The 20,272-nt window shown below is 63.7% G+C and carries 19 protein-coding genes; 9 read left to right on the top strand and 10 right to left on the bottom strand.

The window, feature by feature from the left end:
* Positions 1-56 precede the first annotated feature (56 nt).
* The 7 genes from NN5_RS08565 (at position 57) to NN5_RS08535 (ending at position 7,989) form a co-directional block, all read left to right on the top strand.
* Entirely contained in the window at positions 57-2,177 is a 2,121-nt protein-coding gene (locus NN5_RS08565; protein ID WP_067733859.1) for an acylase, read from the top strand.
* 37 nt (positions 2,178-2,214) lie between these two features.
* A complete protein-coding gene (locus NN5_RS08560; protein WP_067733858.1) occupies positions 2,215-2,709 on the top strand; it encodes a hypothetical protein in 495 nt (164 codons plus the stop codon).
* Positions 2,710-2,989: 280 nt separating this feature from the next.
* Positions 2,990-3,439 (top strand): MarR family transcriptional regulator, encoded by a 450-nt coding sequence (locus NN5_RS08555; protein WP_245656356.1) that lies wholly within the window; start codon positions 2,990-2,992, stop codon positions 3,437-3,439.
* A 14-nt stretch (positions 3,440-3,453) separates the two neighbouring features.
* Positions 3,454-5,508: an FUSC family protein gene (locus NN5_RS08550; protein ID WP_067733890.1), complete on the top strand. Its 2,055-nt coding sequence runs from the start codon at positions 3,454-3,456 to the stop codon at positions 5,506-5,508.
* A complete protein-coding gene (locus NN5_RS08545) occupies positions 5,505-5,720 on the top strand; it encodes a DUF1656 domain-containing protein (protein ID WP_067733856.1) in 216 nt (71 codons plus the stop codon). Before NN5_RS08550 ends, NN5_RS08545 begins: the two co-directional genes overlap by 4 nt.
* A complete protein-coding gene (locus tag NN5_RS08540; protein WP_067733855.1) occupies positions 5,717-6,592 on the top strand; it encodes an efflux RND transporter periplasmic adaptor subunit in 876 nt (291 codons plus the stop codon). The genes NN5_RS08545 and NN5_RS08540 overlap by 4 nt, the downstream gene beginning before the upstream one ends.
* Positions 6,592-7,989, top strand: a complete 1,398-nt coding sequence (locus NN5_RS08535) for an efflux transporter outer membrane subunit (protein ID WP_067733854.1) — start codon at positions 6,592-6,594, stop codon at positions 7,987-7,989. The genes NN5_RS08540 and NN5_RS08535 overlap by 1 nt, the downstream gene beginning before the upstream one ends.
* Before the next feature lie 81 nt (positions 7,990-8,070).
* On the opposite strand, the gene pcaF is transcribed toward NN5_RS08535, so the two are convergent.
* The 10 genes from pcaF to NN5_RS08485 are packed head-to-tail and all read right to left on the bottom strand — an operon-like array spanning position 8,071 to position 16,558.
* A complete protein-coding gene (gene pcaF, locus NN5_RS08530) occupies positions 8,071-9,273 on the bottom strand; it encodes a 3-oxoadipyl-CoA thiolase (RefSeq protein ID WP_067733853.1) in 1,203 nt (400 codons plus the stop codon).
* A gap of 5 nt (positions 9,274-9,278) precedes the next feature.
* Entirely contained in the window at positions 9,279-10,049 is a 771-nt protein-coding gene (gene pcaD / locus NN5_RS08525; protein ID WP_067733852.1) for a 3-oxoadipate enol-lactonase, read from the bottom strand.
* Entirely contained in the window at positions 10,049-10,723 is a 675-nt protein-coding gene (locus tag NN5_RS08520) for a 3-oxoacid CoA-transferase subunit B (RefSeq protein ID WP_067733851.1), read from the bottom strand. The genes pcaD and NN5_RS08520 overlap by 1 nt, the downstream gene beginning before the upstream one ends.
* Positions 10,723-11,430: a CoA transferase subunit A gene (locus tag NN5_RS08515; protein WP_067733850.1), complete on the bottom strand. Its 708-nt coding sequence runs from the start codon at positions 11,428-11,430 to the stop codon at positions 10,723-10,725. The genes NN5_RS08520 and NN5_RS08515 overlap by 1 nt, the downstream gene beginning before the upstream one ends.
* Positions 11,431-11,443: 13 nt before the next feature.
* Positions 11,444-12,229: a benzoate diol dehydrogenase BenD gene (gene benD / locus NN5_RS08510; RefSeq protein WP_067733849.1), complete on the bottom strand. Its 786-nt coding sequence runs from the start codon at positions 12,227-12,229 to the stop codon at positions 11,444-11,446.
* Positions 12,230-12,242: 13 nt separating this feature from the next.
* A complete protein-coding gene (benB, locus tag NN5_RS08505) occupies positions 12,243-12,758 on the bottom strand; it encodes a benzoate 1,2-dioxygenase small subunit (protein ID WP_067733848.1) in 516 nt (171 codons plus the stop codon).
* Entirely contained in the window at positions 12,755-14,110 is a 1,356-nt protein-coding gene (locus NN5_RS08500; RefSeq protein WP_067733847.1) for an SRPBCC family protein, read from the bottom strand. Before NN5_RS08500 ends, benB begins: the two co-directional genes overlap by 4 nt.
* 25 nt (positions 14,111-14,135) lie before the next feature.
* Positions 14,136-15,056 (bottom strand): dioxygenase family protein, encoded by a 921-nt coding sequence (locus NN5_RS08495; protein ID WP_067733846.1) that lies wholly within the window; start codon positions 15,054-15,056, stop codon positions 14,136-14,138.
* Between the two features lie 34 nt (positions 15,057-15,090).
* Positions 15,091-15,381, bottom strand: a complete 291-nt coding sequence (catC, locus tag NN5_RS08490) for a muconolactone Delta-isomerase (RefSeq protein ID WP_067733845.1) — start codon at positions 15,379-15,381, stop codon at positions 15,091-15,093.
* Between the two features lie 4 nt (positions 15,382-15,385).
* Positions 15,386-16,558: a muconate/chloromuconate family cycloisomerase gene (locus NN5_RS08485; protein ID WP_067733844.1), complete on the bottom strand. Its 1,173-nt coding sequence runs from the start codon at positions 16,556-16,558 to the stop codon at positions 15,386-15,388.
* Between the two features lie 108 nt (positions 16,559-16,666).
* Between NN5_RS08485 and NN5_RS08480 the strand changes: the two genes are divergently transcribed.
* On the top strand, positions 16,667-17,590 hold the full coding sequence (locus tag NN5_RS08480) for a LysR family transcriptional regulator (protein ID WP_067733889.1): 924 nt from the start codon (positions 16,667-16,669) through the stop codon (positions 17,588-17,590).
* A gap of 407 nt (positions 17,591-17,997) precedes the next feature.
* Complete coding sequence (locus tag NN5_RS08475; protein WP_067733843.1) at positions 17,998-19,812, top strand: tetratricopeptide repeat protein; 1,815 nt, start codon at positions 17,998-18,000, stop codon at positions 19,810-19,812.
* Positions 19,813-20,272 lie beyond the last annotated feature (460 nt).

The raw sequence follows: 20,272 nt of genomic DNA, 5'->3' as shown, positions 1-20,272 counted from the left end.
GACGATCGTCCCGGCCCGCTTCTTCTTTCGATCCTCCGTAACAAGGAATACCAACCATGCGTTCAGCTGCGATCGGACTGGCCTTTGCCCTGGCCGCCCTGACCGGAACCAGTTCGATCACCGGTCCGGCCGTGGCCGCGGCGGGCAAGCCGTCCCAGGCTTTCGGCGGCGGCGAGATCCTGTGGGACAGCTTCGGCGTTCCGCATATCTACGCCAAGACCGAGGCCGGGGCCTTCTATGGCTTCGGCTATGCCCAGGCGCAGAACCACGGCGACATTCTGCTGCATATGTACGGCGAATCCCGCGCCAAGGCCGCCGAATACTGGGGCGGGAAATATGCCGAGCAGGACCGGTGGCTGATCGCCAACGGCGTGCCGGAACGGGCGGCACAATGGTACAAGCTTCAGACCCCGCAGATGCGCAAGGATCTCGATGCCTTTGCCGCCGGGGTCAACGCCTATGCGCAGGCACACCGCGACAAGCTGTCTCCCGAGGTCCTGCAGGTGCTGCCGATCAAGGGCGTGGACATCATTGCCCACGCTCACCGGCTGATGAACTTCCTCTACATCGCGTCGGATCGCCGGGTTCTCGTCGAACCGAAGACCAACGAGGCGGGCGGATCTAACGCCTGGGCGGTCGCGCCGTCGCGGTCGGCCAGCGGGCATACCATGCTGCTCGCCAACCCGCACTTGCCCTGGGCGCCCAGCCTGCTGACCTACATGGAAGCTCAGCTCAATGCGCCGGGGCTCAGCGTCTATGGCGCGACCCAGGTCGGCCTGCCGGTGCTGCGCTTCGGCTTCAACAACGATCTGGGCTTCACCAATACCGTCAACACGATGCTGGGCTACACCAGCTATGCCCTGACGCTGAAGGACGGCGGCTATGAATTCGACGGCAAGGTGCTGCCGTTCAAGACCGCGCAGAAAAGCTACAAGGTCCGCCAGCCCGACGGCTCGCTGAAAACCGAGACGTTCACCCAGCGTTACGCGGTGCAGGGGCCGGTCTTCGACCTGCCCGGCGGCAAGACCACCATTGCGCTCAAGGTGGCCGGGCTCGACCGGCCCGGGGTGCTGCAGCAGTACCTGGACATGGGCAAGTCCCATAACTGGGGCGAGTTCAGCAAGGCCCTGCACGAGATGCAGGTGGTGATGTTCAACATCGTCTATGCTGATAGGGACGGGAACATCCTCTATCTCGACAACGGCCTGCTGCCCAAGCACGACGGCGGCGATGTCGGCTATTGGTCGAAGCCGGTGCCCGGCAATACGTCGAAGACGCTGTGGACCGGCCTGCACAGCTATGACGAGCTTCCCAAGGTCTTCGATCCGGCCACCGGCTTCGTGCAGAACGCCAATGATCCGCCATGGCTGAGCACTTGGCCGCGGGCGCTTAATCCCAAGGACTTCCCTGCCTATGTCGCGCCGGTCGGTCCGGTCAGCCAGCGCGCGCAGATGTCGGTCAAGCTGCTGAGCGAAGGGCCGAAGATCAGCTTTGATGATTTCGTCGCGAAGAAGCTCACCACCCGCTCGCTGATGGCCGATCGCATGATCCCGGCGCTGGCGCAGGCGGCCGAGGGCAATACCGATCCCGATATCCGCAAGGCGATCGACCTGCTCTCCGCCTGGGATCACCGCTTCGAGCCGGACAGCCGCGGCGCGCTGCTGTTCGAGACCTGGGCGGCCATTTTCTCACCCAACAACTTCACCGATCAAAGCAATTACGCGATCGAGTGGACGCCCGACGATCCGTTGCAGACCCCGCGCGGGTTGAAGGACCCGGCTGCCGCCGTCGCCATGCTGAAGCAGGCGGTCGCGAAGACCAGGCAGCTCTATGGCGCTGTGGATCGCCCCTATGGCGAGGTTTCGCGCTTTCACATCGATGGCGTGAACCTTCCCGGCAACGGCGGATACGGCAACACCGGCGTGTTCCGCACGATCACCTGGGGGCCGATGAAGGATGGCGAACGCACGCCGGTCCACGGCGAAACCTGGGTCTCGATGGTCGAGTTCGGCACCCCGCTGAAGGCCAAGGGTCTGATGAGCTACGGCAATGCCAGCCAGCCTGGCTCACCCCATCGCGGCGACCAGCTCAAATATCTGTCGGACAAGTCTTTCCGCACCCTGTGGATCGACCGCGGCGATGTCGAGAAGCACCTCGAAGACACCACCAAGTTCTGAGTTCAGCGAATAATTTCAGTAAACAAGGGGATATCCCATGATGAAATCCGCCAAAGTGTTCGCGGCGCTTGCTTCCCTCTGCGTCGTTTCTCCCGCATTCGCGGGTGAGGGCGCCTTCGACAATACCGGCCTGAATGGCAGCTATCACTCGGTCGAGGTGAAAAGCTACTGGAGCAACGGGGAGTTCCCGAAGGGGTTCAGCCTGACCATCGATCTCGCGTTCGGTCCCGATGGCCTGCATTATCATTCGGTCAACGACACCCGCAAACCGCAGCTCTACGTCACCGATTTCAATGCCACGCTCGACGATGTTGCCGGCCCGCTGGAGCATAATCCGCGCTTCAACGAGATCCGCATCCGTCAACTCGACGCAGACACCTTCCAGGTGCTTGAACAGAAGGATGGCGATGTCATCGTCGGGCAGTACTGGCGCTTCTCGAAGGACCGTCACATGTTGACGCGCTGGGGTGTAGGCAAGGCGCCGGACGGCAAGTCCAAGGCGTTTCTGGAAACCTTTGAACGCGTGAAATGACTTTTGCCCCACCGGCCTCTGCCTGTTCTGGACAGGAGAGGCCGGTGGGGAAACGGTCGTGCCACGGCTCCGACAGCCCTGGCCGGACTGGAGCATTCTTAAACGCAAAGGCCTCGCTGATGGCCATCAGCGAGGCCTTTGCGTTGAGGCGCGTGGGGTGCGGATAGCAGCCGGCAGGTGCCAGACCTGTGTTGGATGGCTATCGTCGCCTTTCGTGCAGTGGTTGAAAGAGCCTCTTTGGGAGAATTGACTCATTTCATTAGCGTGCTAATGAAAATTCATGAATCGTGGTTCCATGGAACGGCTATTTGCCACCCAATTTGCCAACCTGTCCCGGCAGTGGCGGCTTTTGGGCGATCAGGTGCTGTCGCGCCTCAATCTTTCCAGTTCGAGCGGCTGGTGCCTCCTTTACATGGAGCGGCTGGGGGAAGGGGCTTGCCAATCGGACCTCGCCCGGGCCGTCGGGGTGCGCGAGCCGACACTGGTGAGAACCCTCAACAGTCTGGAGCAGGCCAAATTGATCGAGCGCTTCCCGCATCCACTCGATGCGAGAGCGAAGCTGACGCGGCTGACCGTCAGCGGAAAGCGCATTGTTCAGGAAGTCGAGGATTGCCTTCGGGAACTGCGTCAGGAGCTGCTGGCCGGGGTTAGCGACGAGGATCTTGCCGCAGCCCTGCGCGTTTATGAAAATATCGAAGGCGTCATGACGAACCGGCGAGGCGGATCGTGACCTGGCGTCTGGGGATGCCCGTCGCGCTCTTCGCGCTGAAAGTCTATGTCGCGGCCATGCTGGCGCTCTACGTTGCGCTGTGGATTGGACTTCCGCGGCCATACTGGGCGGTGATGACGTCTTTCATCATCGCGCAGCCGCTTGCCGGTGCCGTGTTGTCCAAGGCGGTCTTCCGGGTCATGGGGACGATTGCCGGCGCTGCAGCGGCAGTGGTCATGGTTCCGCCGCTTTCCAATGCGCCCGAACTGCTGTCGCTTGCGATCGCGCTCTGGCTGGCGCTGTGCATTTTCATCGCGCTGCTGGACCGTACTCCGCGCGCCTACATGTTCGTGCTGGCGGGCTATAGCGCCTGTCTTATCGCCTTGCCGAGCGTCGAGGCCCCTGCCGAAATTTTCAACGTCGCCATCCTGCGCGTTCAGGAAATCACGGTCGGCATCCTGTGCGGCAGTCTCGTGCATGGCGTGGTCTTCCCCGGATCCGTGACCGCCGTGCTGGTGCGCCGCGTGGATGCGACCTTGCGCGATGCGGAGCGCTGGTCCCGGGATTCGATTTCGGAAGAGGAAGTACCAAACCTCGATGCGGAACGCCGCAGGCTTGCCCTCGACATTACCGAGATGCACCAGCTTTCAGCCCATCTTCCGTTCGAGACGGCCCGAACCGCTCCGCGCGTCCGCACGATCCGGGCCTTGCAGGATCAGCTGTCGCTGATCCTGCCGCTGGCGGCGGGCGTGGATGACCGGATCAAGGCTCTGGCAGAGCGCGGATCGGTGCTGCCCGATGCCGTGGGATCGCTGCTGGTGGATTGCCGGGCGTGGCTGCAACATCCCGGCGACGATCGGGAAGAACGCCACCGCCAAGCTGAAGCCTTGCGCCAACGCGCCGCACAGCTCGAACCGCAAACCGAAACCGGCATGGGCTGGGATTCCGCGCTGCTTCTCAACCTTCTTGCCCGCCTTTCGTCGCTGGTCGGCGCGCATCGCGATTGCCGGGATTTGCGGGACCAGATGGTAAGCCCGACGTGGCATCCGGTCTCACCACGCGCCGCCGAACTGCTGGAAGGGCGGAGCCAGCGCCCGCTTCATCGCGATGTCGAGGGGGCGGCGCGCTCCGCATTCAGCGCGGCGCTGACAATCATTGCGGGCTGCGCGCTGTGGATCGGCAGCGGCTGGCAGCACGGTTCCATAGCCGTGATGCTGGCCGGCATATTTCTCGCGCTGTTCGCCAGTGCCGATGACCCGGTGACGCCGATCCGCCTGTTCTTCATCGGCACGGTTGTCGCCACGCTGGTCGGTGCGATCTATGCTTTTGCCATTCTGCCCCGTATTGACGGTTTCCCCATGCTTGCCGCCGCCTTCGCGCCGGTCCTGCTGGTCGGCGGCGCGATCATGATGTCGCCCCGCTATGCCGTCGTTGCCCTGGCCGCAATGCTGGGGCTTGGCAGTCCGACTTTGCTGGAAGCGCAGTACAACAGCGAATTTGCGACTTATACGAACGAGGCCATTGCCCAGATCGCCGGTATCCTTTTCGCGCTTGTCATGGTGCGGCTGCTGCAGTCGGCCGGGCTCGAAGGGGCGATCCGCCGGACGTTGAAGGCCGGCTGGGCCGATATTGCCAATCGCAGCAGCCAGAACACGCCGCCCAACGTGTCCGCGTGGATCAGCCGTATGCTCGATCGCATCGGCCTGCTGGTGCCGCGCCTGGCTGCACGCGGGGACGATCCCGGCCAGCCGCTCTACGATGCACTGCGCGACTTGCGCACGGGAATGGTCATCGGCGAGCTGCGCCAGCTTCGCCTTGGCCTGCCGAAAGAGGAGGGGGCCGTGATCACGCCCGTGCTGAAGGATATCGGCGATTACTACCGCGCGATGGAGCCGGACCGCATGCCGGAGAGACCGCCCGAGATGCTGGCGCGGATAGACCGCGCCGTAACGGAGCTTGCCGGCCATGCCTCCCTCAGCATTCGGCGCGCGGCCGTGCTGGCGCTCATCAGTCTGCGCCGGAATATCTTCCCCGATGCACCGGCCTATCGCAGTCCGGAGAAGGCAGGCGTGAAGGGCGGTGCGGCATGACCGGCGAAGTCTCCATCGGCGGGGTCTTCGTGCCCACTCTGCTGCTGATCGCGATGGCGGCGCTGTTGATCAGCATGACCGCGATCCGTCTGCTCAACCTCTCGGGGTTCTATCGTTTCGTCAGCTACAAGGCGCTCGTCGACCTTGGGATCTTCATTCTGATCCTTTGCGGCCTTGCGCTTGTGGCGACCCATACCGGATTTCAACCATGAAAAACTTTCTGCCTGCCCTTGCACGCAACCTTGCCACTGTCTTCATCGTGCTCCTGGCCACTCTGGCCGCGGTCTGGATGTGGAACCACTACGAGCGGAGCCCCTGGACCCGTGACGGGCGGGTGCGGGCAGATGTGGTGCGTGTCACGCCGGACATCGGCGGGCTCATCACCGAAGTGGATGTGCATGACAACCAGCCGGTGAAGGCAGGGGATCTGCTCTTCGTGATCGATCGTCCGCGGTATGCGCTGGCGCTTGATCAGGCGAATGCCGCGATTGCCAGTGCCAGGGCGACGCTGGCGCAGGCCCGCCGCGAAGCGCAGCGTGACCTTGCGCTCGGGGATCTCGTCGCGAAAGAGACGCACGAACAGAACGTCGCCAAAGTGGAGACGGCACAGGCGGCGCTGACACAGGCCCTGGCAGCGCGAGAGGCCGCCGCGCTGAATGTGAAGCGGACCAATGTCCATGCCTCGGTAAACGGCATTGTCACCAATCTCGACCTGCATCCCGGCGATTACGTCGGCGCGGGGCAGCAGGCGATGGCGCTGCTCGATACCGACAGCTTGCGGGTCGAAGGCTATTTCGAGGAAACCAAGCTGCCGAAGATCCACGCCGGTGCCCCGGCGGAAGTGCACCTGATGGGCGAGGACGGCACCTTGCACGGCCATGTCGAGAGCATTGCCGCGGGCATCAACGATACCACGCGTTCCAATTCGGGCAATCTGCTGCCCAATGTCGATGCGACGTTCAGCTGGGTCCGTCTGGCGCAGCGCATCCCGGTGCGTATCCGGCTCGACAATCCGCCCAAGTCGGTGCTGCTTGTCGCCGGGCGGACGGCGACGGTGACGATCCAGCCGCAGGGAGGCAAGTGATGCGCGCCGCGCTCCTTCCTCTCTTGCCGGCGGCGCTGCTGGCTGGCTGTACCGCGGGCCCGGATTACCACATGCCCAAGGAGGCCGTGGCAGTCTCCGATGCGGCGGGACGGCCCTTCGTGTCGGCACAGGACCAGGCGTTTTCATCCGAGGCGCTGCCCGACAAGTGGTGGCAGCTCTACAACGATCCGCGTCTGAACGACCTGGTCACGCAGGCCCTGACCGCGAATGCCGATCTTCGCGTTGCCGATGCCAATCTGCGCCGCGCGGCCGCCATCGTGCGCCAGGTGGAGGCGGGGCGGACTGTCTCGACGAGCGTGAGCGGCGGGATCGATCTGTCGCGTCCGTCCTCGACCGGATACAACCTGCCCGGCATTCTGGGCTACGATGCCGGCATATCGGCGGGCTTGCCGCTGGACCTGTCCGGCAAGATTGCCCGCGCCATCGAGGCTTCGCGCGCCGACGAAGAGGTCGTGCGGGCTGCCCGGGACGACACCCGGGTTGCCGTCGCCGCTGCCATGATCCGCGCCTATGCGGGTGTTTGTGCCGCCAATTTCAACCTGGCCACGAACCGGCACGTTGTCGCCCTGCTGCGCAAGACCCTTGAGGCGACGCAGCGCCTCGAACGCGGGGGGCGGGGTACGGCCTTTGATGTCACGCGCGCGCAGGCGGCGGTCGATGCGAGCGAAGCGCTTCTGCCGGCCATCGTCGCAAAGCGGCAGGCCAATCTGTTTCTGATCGCGACCCTGCTGGGAAAGGTCCCGGCCGACTATCCGGAAGGCCTGGCCGATTGCAGCGCTCTTCCTGCCATGAGCCGTCCCCTGCCGGTCGGCGACGGCGCGGCCCTGATCCGGCGCAGGCCCGATATCCGCGCGGCGGAACGGCAGCTGGCGGCCGATACGGCGCGGGTGGGTGTGGTGACGGCCGACCTTTATCCGCAAGTCAGCCTGGGCGGATCGCTGGGGATTGGCGGCCCGTTCAAGTCGTTTGCTTCGGGCAACAGCTTCGGTTTCAGCCTTGGCCCGCTCTTGAGCTGGTCGTTTCCCAACCGTCCCGTCGTAAAGGCGCAGATCGCCGCAGCGGGCGCGCAGGCCGAAGCCGATCTCGCCAGCTTCGATTCCACGGTTCTGGGGGCCTTGCGTGAAACCGAAACCGCGCTGAATACCTATACGCAGAGCCGCAAGAGCACCGAGGCTCTGCAAAAGGCGCGGGACAGCGCCGCCAGTGCTGCCGATCAGGCAGACCACCTGTTTCGCTTCGGGCGCTCGGATTTCCTGCAGGTGCTGGATGCCCAGCGCAGCCTTGCCGATGCCGAAGTGGCCCTGGCGAATTCCCGGACCGCGATGGTCGACGATCAGATCAACGTGTTCCTCGCACTGGGCGGGGGCTGGCAATAGGGCGCCGGATGGCGAACCCGCTGCGCGGCGGCGCCTGGCGGGATTTGCTTTCGCCGATGGTGCCCGGCTCGCCGGGGCTGCTCAGACTCGTTCGAGCAATACCGCGAGGCCCTGACCGACACCGATGCACATGAAGGCCAGCGCATAGCGGCCGCCGATGCGATGCAGCTCTTCCACCGCTGAAAGCGCGATGCGCGCGCCGGACATGCCCAGCGGATGGCCGAGCGCGATGGCGCCGCCATTGGGATTGACGCGCGGATCGAAGGGATCGACGCCGAGGTCGCGCAGGGTCGCGATCGCCTGACTGGCAAAAGCTTCGTTGAGTTCGATCACGTCAAGCTGGCCGATGCCCAGTCCGTTGCGGGCGAGGACCTTGCGCGCCGCCTCGATCGGGCCGGCACCCATGATCCGGGGGGCGATGCCCGCAGCCGCCATGCCGGCGATGCGCGCGCGCGGCGTTAGGCCATGCGCTGCCGCCGCGCGTTCCGAAGCGACCAGCATGGCCGCGGCGCCGTCGTTCAGGCCCGAGGCATTGCCGGCCGTCACGGTGCCGTCCGCCTTTACCACCGGCTTCAGCTTCGCCAGCGCTTCCAGACTGGTCGCGCGGGGGTGTTCGTCCCGTTCGAACAGGATCGGATCACCTTTCCGTTGCGGCAGGGAGACGGGCACGATCTCGGCGGCGAGGCGGCCACAGGCCTGTGCCCGGGCGGTCTTTTCCTGGCTGGCGAGGGCGAAGCGGTCCTGCTCCTCGCGGCTCACCTGCCACTGCTCGGCGACGTTCTCGCCGGTCTGCGGCATGGTGTCGACGCCATAGGCGGCCTTCATCGCCGGGTTCACGAAGCGCCAGCCCAGCGTGGTGTCCTCGATCTTCTGGTCGCGGCCGAAGGCGCTGCCCGCCTTGCCCATGACATAGGGGGCCCGCGTCATGCTCTCGACGCCGCCGGCGATCAGGAAATCGGCATCGCCGCTGCGGATCGCCTGCGCCGCCATGCCCACGGCATTGAGGCCCGAGCTGCACAGGCGGTTCACCGTTACGCCAGGAACCCCTTCCGGAAGCCCTGCCAGCAGCACGGCCATGCGCGCGACATTGCGGTTGTCCTCACCCGCCTGGTTGGCGCAGCCGAGGATCACGTCGTCGAGGGCCGCCCAGTCGGCTGCGCCGTTGCGCGCCATGAGGGCCTTGAGCGGAAGTGCCGCGAGGTCGTCGGCTCGCACGGTTGCAAGCGAACCGCCGAGCTTGCCGACAGGAGTGCGGATGGCATCGCAGATGAAGGCTTCAGGCACGGGTTTCAGGCTTTCAGAAATGCGAGGAGGGCCTTGGCCAGCGCTGCGGGCGCTTCGAGCGGGGCAAGGTGCGCGGCTTCCAGGGAGACGTGGGCGGCGCCGGGAATGCGGGAGACGAGATGTTCGCCATGGCCTTCGAACGGCGTGGAGGTATCACGCGTGCCCGTGACGACGAGCGCCGGGCAGCTTATGCCGGAAAGGCGCGAGGCGAGATCCATGTCGCGGATCGCGGCGCCGCATCCGGCATAGCCTTGCGCGTCCATGGCCAGAAGCTGGCGGCGCACGGCCTCGTAAAGGGCAGGTTCGGCCTTGTCCGAGAGAAAGCGGCCCATGGCCAGATCGGCAATCGCGGTCATGCCGTCCTGCCGGACCTTCGTCACGCGATCGTTCCATGCGCCGCTGTCCATCGTGGCGGAGGTGCAGATGGGGACGAGCTTCTCGATCCGTTCGGGCGCGCGCAGGGCCAGTTCCATGCCGATCATGCCGCCCAGCGATACGCCGGCGAGCGAGAAGCGCTCGATGCCTGCCGCATCGGCAACCGCCAGCACATCGGAGGCGAGCATGGCCATCGAGAAATCGCCCGGCTTGGCGGTGGATGCGCCGTGACCGCGGGTGTCGATCCGCAGCAGCGCGAAATCTCCGCGCAGGTGCGGAAGCACTGCGTCCCACAGGTCCATGTCGGTGCCGATCGAATTGAGCAGCACCAGCGCTGGCGCCGTGTCGCGCCCGTCGCGCTTCCAGTAGAGGCGGGCGTCCTGGGTGTCGAGGAACGGCATCAGGCGGCGGCCTCCGCGGTCTGGTCGTGAGCGAGCGGTGCGCCGGTTTTGGCGAGAACTTCGTCGAGCGAGACGCCGGGAGCCAGTTCGACGAGCGTCAGGCCGCCCTTTGTCCGGTCGACGGCAATCACGGCAAGGTCGGTGACGATCAGGTCGACGCAGGCCTTGCCGGTCAGCGGCAGCGCGCATTCGGGAAGGATCTTGGGCGCGCCGTTCCTGGACACATGGTCCATCACCACGACGACGCGCTTGACGCCCGCAACGAGATCCATTGCCCCGCCCATGCCCTTCACCATCTTGCCGGGGATCGTCCAGTTGGCGAGGTCACCGCGGGCAGAGACTTCCATCGCACCCAGCACGGCCATGTCGATGTGGCCGCCACGGATCATGGCGAAGCTGTCGGCCGAGGAGAAGAAGCTGGAGGTCGGCAGCGCGGTGATCGTCTGCTTGCCCGCGTTAATAAGGTCGGGATCGACGTCCTCGTCATAGGGGAAGGGGCCGATGCCGAGCATCCCGTTTTCGCTCTGCAGCGTCACCTTGATGCCTTCGGGCACGTGGTTCGCCACCAGCGTCGGGATGCCGATGCCAAGGTTCACGTAGAAGCCGTCGCACAGTTCCTGTGCGGCACGGGCGGCCATTTCATCGCGGGTCCAGCCCTTGATCTCCTGCGCCATCAGGCGGGTTCCTTCTCGCGGACGGTGCGCTTCTCGATGCGCTTTTCATTGATGGTGGAGAGCACCACGCGGTCGACGAAGATGCCGGGGGTGTGGATGCAATCGGGATCGAAAGTGCCCTCGGGGACGATCTCTTCCACCTCGACGACGGTCACCTTGCCGGCGGTTGCCATGTTCGGGTTGAAGTTGCGCGCGGTCTTGCGGAACATCAGGTTGCCCTCGGGATCGGCGCGCCAGGCCTTGATGATCGCAAGGTCGGCGCGCAGCCAGGTCTCGCGCACGTATTCCTCGCCCTCGAAGACCTCGACCGGCTTGCCTTCGGCGACTACCGTGCCAACGCCGGTCTTGGTGTAGAATGCCGGGATACCGGCACCGCCGGCGCGGATGCGTTCGGCGAGCGTGCCCTGCGGGTTGAGTTCCAGTTCCAGCTCGCCCGAGAGGTACTGACTCTCGAACAGCTTGTTCTCGCCCACGTAGGAGGAGATCATCTTCCTTACCTGCCGGCTTTCGAGCAGCATCCACAGGCCGAAGCCGTCAGCGCCCGCATTGTTCGAGATGACCGTGAGGTCCTTCACGCCCGAGGCACGGATTTCGGGAATCAGGCTCTCGGGATTTCCCGAGAGTCCGAAGCCGCCCGACATGATCGTCATGCCATCGAACAACAGGCCTTCCAGCGCGGTCCGAGGGCTGTCGTAGATCTTGGACATATAGTGCTTTCCTTCAGCCCAGATCGCCGCCCGCGACGGGCATGATCGAGCCGGTCACATAGCTGGCCTCGTCAGAGGCCAGGAACAGGATGGGGGCGATTTGTTCGTCCAGCGTGCCGTAGCGTTTCATGAAGGCCGAGGACGTGACCTGTGCGACGGCTTCGGCCATCCAGGCCTGTTCCTGCGTGTTGTCGCCTTCGGCGTTGCGGGGGACGCGGCGGGGAGGGGCCTCAGTGCCGCCGGGAGCCGTGGCGACGACGCGGATACCGGCCTCGGCATATTCCATGGCGAGGCTCTGCGTCAGGCCGTTGATCCCGCCCTTGGCCGCCGAATAGGGCACCCGGCGAATGCCACGCGTGGCGTTGGACGAGACATTGACGATGGTCCCCGCCCTCTGCGCCAGCATCGCGGGCAGGACGGCGTGACAGCAGTACAGCGTCGGCATCAGCGAACGCCGGATTTCGGCATCGATCTGCGCGGGTTCGAACTCGGCATAGGGGCGCATCCGGATCGCGCCGCCGACGTTGTTGACGAGGATGTCGATGTGTCCGAAGGCATTCATCGCTGCCGCCATGGCCTGCGCCGCACCTTCGTAGGTCTCAAGGTCGCATTGGACCGACACGGCCTGTCCGCCCGCGCTCACGATGGACTGCTCGATCTCGGTCACGAAATCGGCGCGATCGACCAGCACGAGCCTTGCTCCCTCGGCGGCTGCGCGGGTGGCGACACCGGCGCCGATGCCCTGCGCAGCCCCGGTTACGATCATGACCTTGCTTGCGAAGCGTCCTGGAAAGATCATCGTTTGCGCGCTTTCAGATGTGGTAGACGTCGATGACCTGGTGAATGTAATCGTCCTTGAGAACGATCTTCTTCTTCAGGATTTTCGGCGTCTCTTCAGAGGTGTCGAGCGTGAGGAACGTGGTTCCGAAGAACTGCGCCGTCTGCTGGTAACGGTGACTGAGTGTTTGCCAGTTGTAGCGCAGTTCGATCGTGCCTTCGCGCGTTTCCAGAACCTCCACATTGGCGATGAAATGCGCCGTGCGGGGCTCGGGTGTGCTGGACGAGGACCGCTCGGTCTTGAGGCGATAGACGCGGTCTTCCAGCCCCCGTCGGTTGGCGTAGTAGATCAGCGAGATCTCGCGCAACGGGTCGGTCGTGAGGGTATCGTCGTCGGTCCAGGCCGGCATCCAGTATTCGACATCTTCCGAATAGCATTCCAGCCATGCGTCCCACGCGCGGTCGTCGAGTAGCTGTGCCTCGCGATAGAGAAAGGCGCAGATGTCGTGATAGGAAAGCGCCGTGCGCTCCTTTTCGAGAGTGACTGTCATTCTGCCGCCTCCATCACAGATTCGGTTCCTGCATCCCGGGCGAGACCGTCGAGCATGATCTGGGCCCAGAATTCGTGCTGGCGGACGAAGAGGCCTTCGTCCTCGCTGCGCTCGCTCGAAAGCAGGGGAGTCATCCCCATGGCCTTCGCATTGGCGTCGGGACCGTCGATCCAGCGGGTGGCCCCGCGGCTGAGATCGTTCCACAGTGCGCCTGCACCTTCATAGGCCGACTGGCAGCTGCGGAATTCCTCCAGATCGTCGGGCGTGCCCATGCCGGTGACGTTGAAGAAGTCCTCGTACTGGCGGATGCGGTGGGCGCGGTCCTCGGCGCTTTCGCCCTTGGGGGCGTAGCAGTAGATCGTGATTTCGGTTGTGTGCACGTCGACCGGCCGCACCACGCGGATCTGGGTCGAGAACTGGTCCATCAGGAACACGTTGGGATAGAGCGCGAGATTACGCGTCTGCTCCAGAATGAAGCGGGCCTTCTCCTCGCCGAGGCGTTCCACGATCTGGTCCTTGCGGTTCCAGACCGGGCGCACTTCGGGGTTGAGGACCTGCGTCCAGAGCAGGATATGGCCGTTCTCGAAGCCATAGACTCCGCTGGCCGGCGCCTTGGACCAGCCATTGGCGTCGACCGCCTTGGTGCCGCCTTCGGCGCGGCGGCCCATGGTGGACTGGTAGTTCTCGTGAACGGAGCTGACGTGGTAGCCGTCGCAACCGTTCTCCATTTGCATCTTCCAGTTGCCGTCGAACGTGTAGGTCGAGTTGCCGGAGAGCACCTCAAGCCCGTCCGGGGCCTGATCGACCATCTGGTCGATGATGATCTTCGCCTCGCCCAGATGCTGTTCCAGCGGAGCGACATCGTGGTTCAGCGATCCGAAGATGAAGCCGCGATAGCTTTCCACCCGCACGCGAGTCAGATCGTGCGAGCCGTCATGGTTGAAACTGTCGGGATAGGCGCCGGTGCTGGCGTCCTTGGCCCGCATCAGCGTGCCGTCGGTCTTGAAGCTCCAGCCGTGGAAGGGGCACACGAACAGCGGCTGGTTGCCGCGTTTACGGCGGCAAAGCTGCGCGCCCCGATGCGCGCAGGCATTGACCACACAGCCGATACCGCCGTCCTTGCCGCGGGTCAGGATCACGGGGGTGCGCCCGATCCAGGTCGTGAAGTAGTCGTTCTTCTTCTCGATCTGGCTTTCATGGGCAAGGTAGACCCAGTTGTTCTCGAAGATGTATTTCATCTCCAGCTCGAACAGCTCCGGGTCGGTGAACACGTCCCGGCGGCAGCGAAACAGTCCGGTCTCGTGGTCGTCGACGACGGCTGTCGCAACGCGCTGCATCAAGTGTTCATGCATGATCCTGTCTCCCGTCGTGCCGCGCTCAGGCGGCTTCGGTTTCCGGCTGTGCCTTCGCTTCGGCACGGGTGCGTGACGAGAAGCCCTCATCCCCTTCGCCGGCAGCACGCTGGAGCTGGAAGTCGAAGCCGATATAGGCGCTGTCACCCTGACGGCTGGGCACCGGCAACAGGCCTTCGCGGGTGCCGAAGGCGAAGTCGTCGGCTGCGAACGGATCGTCGCCGAAGTTGATCTGCGTTGTCAGTGTGCGGTAGCCCGGGGCCTCGATGAAGAAGTGGACGTGGGCAGGGCGGTTGCCGTGGCGGCCGAGCGCCTGCATGAGCTGGTCGGTCGAGCCCTGCGGCGGGACCGAATATCCGCTCGGCATCTTCGAATGGAACGCATAGCGCCCGTCCTTGCCCAGCTTGATGCGGCGGCGGTTGTTGAACGGCGTCTGCTCGCCGGTGGGATCGAAGTGCGAATACCAGCCCTGCGAGTTCGCATGCCAGACGTGGAGGATCGCATTTTCCACCGGCTCGCCGTCGGGGCCGGTGACAGTGCCGGTCATGTGGAGGACCTGGGTGCCTTCGTCGGGATCGGTGCTGAGGTTGGCGTTACCTTCCACCAGCGGCGCGCCAGCAACGTAGAGGGGGCCCTCGATAGTGCGCGGGGTCCCGCCGGTGAGGCCGGCTTCGGCGTCCTTGGCATCCATGTAGAGATCAAGGAAATGCTCAAGGCCGGTGCCCGGCACGATCAGGCCGATCTCGCCGGACGCATCCGCGAGATACTTCATCGCGAGCCAGAATTCGCTCTCGGAGATGTCGTGCTTCACGATCAGTTCCATCACGCTTTCGGTGAGGTCGCGCATGATCGCCTTGAGGCGGGGATTGCCGCCGCTTTCGTTCACGCCTGCGGCGCGATCGAGAAGCTGCTGGATTTCGGGGGTCTTTACGAAGCTGACGTCCATTTCATTCTCTCCCATGAAGTGGTGTTGGCGGCGATCAACGATCGTCGTCGTGGAGCGAGGAGGGGTGTCGGCACAGCGGCGTCACCTTCATGGTCATGAAGGGATAGAGCGGCAGTGCCATGAGGGTATCGTGCAGGGCGGTGTTGCTCTCGACGTCGAAGATCGAGACGTTCGAATAGAGTCCGACCTTGCGCCAGATGTGCCGCCAGGTGCCGGCAGCCTGGAGCTTCTGGAAATAGGCCTTTTCCTCGGCCTTGATCCGCGCGGCTTCCTGGGGATCGTAGTCCAGCGGAATGTTGACGTCCATTTCGACCATGAAAAGCATCGCGTCAGGCTCCTGCGTTGGCGGCGTGAAGGGCTGGCGCGCTGATGACCGACTGGGTGCGGTCGCGCCGGAAGAAGGCGAGCTTGTCCTCGTCGAGGGCAATGCCGAGGCCCGGCCCGGAGGGAACGGCGAGCGAGAAGTCGCCATAGGCAAGCGGTTCGCTGAGGATTTCCTCGGTCTGCAGCAGCGGGCCGAACAGTTCGGTGCCCCACACGAGATCCGGAACCGTGGCAAAGACGTGAGCCGAGGCGGCCGTGCCGACCCCGCCTTCGAGCATGGTGCCGCCGTAAAGGCCGATACCTGCGGCCGTGCCGATGGCGGCAACTTCGGCCGTGGCGAAAAGGCCGCCTGACTGCGCGATCTTGAGCGCGAAGACGCCTGCCGCGCTGGCCGAAGCGATCCGCAGGGCCGTGCGCGGCCCATGAAGCGCCTCGTCGGCCATCAGGGGGATCGCATGAGTGGCCGACAGGCGGGTCATCGCGGCAAGGTCGTCACCGGCAATGGGCTGCTCGACAAGATCGCAGCCGACGTCCTGCAGCATCGCCATGCCCATCTTGGCCTGGGCTTCCGACCAGTTCTGATTGACGTCGACCCGGACGCTCGCGCGGTCGCCCAGGGCCTTGCAGATAGCACCGACGTGAGCAACATCCTCGCGCACTTCGCGCTTGCCGATCTTCAGCTTGAAGATGCGGTGGCGCCGCCTCGCCAGCATTTCCTCGCCTTCGGCGATGTCGCGGGCGGTGTCGCCGCTCGCGAGAGTCCAGGCGATCGGCAGACTTTCGCGAACCCGGCCCCCGCCGATCAGCTCGGAAACGGGAATGCCGAGCCGCTTGCCGGCCATGTCGAGCAGTGCCGTTTCCACGGCACACTTGGCGAAGCGGTTGCCGCGCACGCACTTGGCAACCTTGGCCATGGTCGCGCCAACCTGGGCGATGTCGCAGGTCTCGAGTACCGGAACGATGTAGGTATCGATCGCGGACTTGATGCTCTCCGGGCTTTCATCACCGTAGCTGAGGCCGCCGATCGTCGTGCCTTCCCCCACACCTTCGACACCATCGGTATCGGTCAGGCGGACGATCACCATCGACTGGGCGTGCATAGTCGCCATCGCCAGAACGTGCGGGCGGATAGTCGGCACATCGACAATGAAGGTATCGGCGTGGCTCAACACGGCCATTGCAGCGACTCTCCCGAATGCTTAGATTTCAGGGAATGACGTAAGCTCCGGCTGCTCCGCTATCAAAGATCAATGCGGTGGGTGCTTAATACCATGGAGGTATATTTGATCGACTTGCGCCTTCTGCGCTATTTCGTGATGGTAGCGGATGAAGGCAATTTCAACCGCGCGGCGGAGAGGTTGCACATGGCCCAACCGCCGCTTTCCCGAGCCATCCAGCAGCTGGAGGGGCACGTTGGTGCGCCCTTGCTCGATCGCTCGAACCGGCCGCTGCGGCTGACTTCGGTGGGCCGGCTCCTCTATGCGCAGGCGGTGCAGGTCCTTGGGCGCATGGAAGACGTCGAGGCCATGGTGAAGGCGGCGGCGGTCAGCAAGCGGCGACGGCTGGTTATCGGTTTCGTGTCCTCGACGATCTACGCACGGTTGCCCGAACTCATCCGGGAATTCCGCAAGAGGGCGGAGAACGTCGAGCTGGTCATGGTGGAGAGCACTACTCTCGACCAGATCGCGGCGCTCAAGGACGGGCGTATCGATATCGGTTTTGGCCGCATCCGGTTTGAAGACCCGGCCGTCCGGCGCATCGTTCTGCGTGATGAGAAAATGATTGCGGCCTTCTCTATCGGTCATCGTCTCGCAGCAGGAGAAGGTCCGGTCTCGCTGCGTGATCTCGCGGACGAACCGCAGATCATCTACCCCCGCGCACCGCGCCCCAGCTATGCGGACCAGGTGATCTCGCTGTTCCGGGACCATGCTATCGAACCGCACATCGCGCACGAGGCGCGTGAACTCCAGATCGCCATCGGCTTGGTGGCGGCAGAAGAGGGCATGGCGATCGTGCCTGAATCGGTACGCCGCGCGCGCAGCCACGATGTCGCGTTCCGGGATCTTGCTGAGCCTGCGACCTCGCCGATCATCATGAGTCATCGTCTCGGCGATAACTCACCTGAACTTGCCCTGATGGGCGCAGTCATTGCCAGAAAATATGAGGAGTGGGGGTATGGTGTTCCGGCGGCTCTGATGGAGAAGTCATGATGGGGAGGGGGCGTCTGACAGATGTCGGGGCGACGGGACAGGGCGATTTCACTATTGCTTTCGGTTTATCCCTGTACTCGACGAGAATAATGGCCTGAAAACCGCGTAGGGGAAAGCTTTTTTCGGGGGTATTCAGGTTGATCGCGTTTGCACGAACGCCATGTGGCAGGACGCTTTCAGATCTGGTCGGCATTCAACTTAATCGGCTCGTCCATCTGGATCATTTTTGCATGCGGATGCTGATCTGCCGGCGTGTTTATCCGGGACAGTGTCTCGCCATGCGAGCGGTCCCGGCTCTTTGCGAGTTATCAAAAAGTCTATCTTGCAAAATGAGTTAATGCTGGCAACTAAAACGCTTTCTCGGATCGAATGGCGTCTGGCCAGGCGCGAAAGTCTAGGAGGAGATTTTGTCCTACCGCCTCTGGCGTGCCGGAAATATCTCATACGATGAACGTTCAAGTGCTCTTTCCCTGAACGACGCGCCGCTATTTCTGGACCGGACGGCCCGGGCCATTCTGATTGCATTGCTTCGGGCCAATGGCGCGCCTGTCAGCAAGGACAGCCTTCTTGAGGCTGGCTGGCCTGGACGTCTCGTTCATGAAAATTCGCTGGCGAAAGCTGTCGGGCGCGTGCGCAGTGCGCTGGGCGAGGAAGGGCAGCGGGTCGAAGCGGTCTATGGGCAAGGCTACAGGCTGATCGGTGGCGCTTCCGTCGAGGCGGGGCTGTCTGACGTGGATGGCGAGCCTGAGCCTCTGGAGGTGTCCTCTGGCACCGTGCGCGAAGCGCGCTCAGGCTGGACGCAGCGGTTTTCCAGCAAACGGACAAAGGCCGTGCTGGCGATCGGAGCTTTCGCCGTTGCAGCAGCCACCGGTGCCGTGATGTACAATACGTCGCATGCGAGTTCCGGCGACGATCAGGCCGAACAGCTTGTCGCCTTTCTGTCGTCGGATCTGCTGGAACCCGCAGACCCCTATAGTCCCAGGCGGGGCAGCAAATCGCTGCATGCGGTCGTTGAAAAGACGGCTGCGACAATGAACACGCGTTTCAAGGACCGGCCGGACACGCTCATTGCGCTCAACCGGGTCATAGCCAATGCCTTCAGCGGCTGGGGGGAGTATCAGAAAGCGATCTTCCATCTGGATGCGGCTGCCACGCTGGAGCGGAGCGCGCATGGAACGGACACGAACGCTTATGCGCAGATCGAGGCCTCGCTCTGCCAGGCGCTGCGGCTGGCGGGGAAGGTCGGAAGAGCGCATACGGCTTGCCGTTCCGCGATTGAGATCAGCAACAGGATACACTCTCCGGCCCTTGCACCCGTGCGTGTGACGCAGGCCAAGCTGTTCTTTGAAACGGGGGAATATGAAAAGGCTGCTGGAGCGCTGAAGGAAATCCTGAGCGCTTCAAAGCCGCTTGAACCCAGCATTGAAGCGGACGCGAATTGGTTTCTGGGGCTCAGCTTGCGCAAGCTCGGGCGTTTCGATGAAGCCGGCACTGCGTTTCGCCGCCACCTCCAGCTGCGCGAGGCGCAAGTGGGGAGCCATCACCCGCTCACGGCATGGGCACTGGCCGACTATGGCGATTTTCTGGTCGATGCAGGCGATTTCGCGCGGGCGGAGGCCATGCTGCTCAAGGCGCGGGCCATCTTTGTCGACACATTGGGCAAGGATCACCCCGAAGCGCTGTCACCGCAATACAGCCTGGGCGTTCTTCGGATCTGGCAGGGGCGGCCGGCGGAGGCCCGGGATCTCCTCGTGCCCGTCCTCAAGCATTATCGCGAAGAACTGGGTTCGGATCATTTCTGGACGTTGTATGCGATGACGGAGCTGGCTCTGGCGGATGCGCAGATGGGCAACCGGACGGAAGCTGCCGCACTGCTCGAAGAGGCGCGTCAGACGGGAGCGCGCACACTCTACGGCCTCGATGCAAAGGCCTCCTACTTCCATATGCGATGGGCCCGGACGCTGCTGGCGCTGGGCGAGGCGGATTTGGCGGAAGAGGAAATCGGCCTGGCTCGTGACACGATCTCACACAGTTTTGCGCCGACGCATCCCTGGCAGGCGCGGGTTCACTGTCTTTCCGCGCGTTTATCGGCATTACGTCAGGTTCGATCTGAGGAGCGGCACGAGGCGATGAAATGCGAAAGCGGCCTGCGCGCTGCGGGTGTGCCATCCAGTTACGCGCTCTGGCGCGAAGTCCGGTCGCTGGAGAAAGATTCGGGATAATCTGGTATAACAATATGAAAGTTATGGAAATTCATAATTTTCATAATGGGAATGTTGCAGATTTCAGATTGTTTCAGACTGCTGGGAAAGAACCTGCGCTCGCGCTTGTGCCCCTTGCGACACACCACGGGGGGCACAAGGCATTCTGCGCGAGCGTTACGCGAGCGGGACCTGAAGCACGTCCAGCCCGTCCGAAGGCCAAGTGGCCGGAATTCGGGCGATGGCCAAAGTTCGAGCGATGGTTCGTGGTGAACTGTGATGATGTGCAAAAGGACCAGTAAACAACCATGCCCGAGCGCTCGAAGACCGATCTGACCAAGCTGCCGTTGCTCCAATCTTCCAGGACCAGGTCCAGTGGTATGGATTCCGGCTGGCGCCGCTTTCTGATCGGCACCGCAGCAAGTGTCAGCATTGCGCTTGCGGGCTGCCATGACGGCGGCGTTGTTTCTACGCCCACCCC

The sequence above is a fragment of the Novosphingobium naphthalenivorans NBRC 102051 genome (genome assembly GCF_001590985.1).
Classification (GTDB): Bacteria; Pseudomonadota; Alphaproteobacteria; order Sphingomonadales; family Sphingomonadaceae; genus Novosphingobium; species Novosphingobium naphthalenivorans.
The sequence above is the reverse complement of the archived record's forward strand: the minus strand, read 5'-3'. Positions and strand labels throughout refer to the sequence as shown.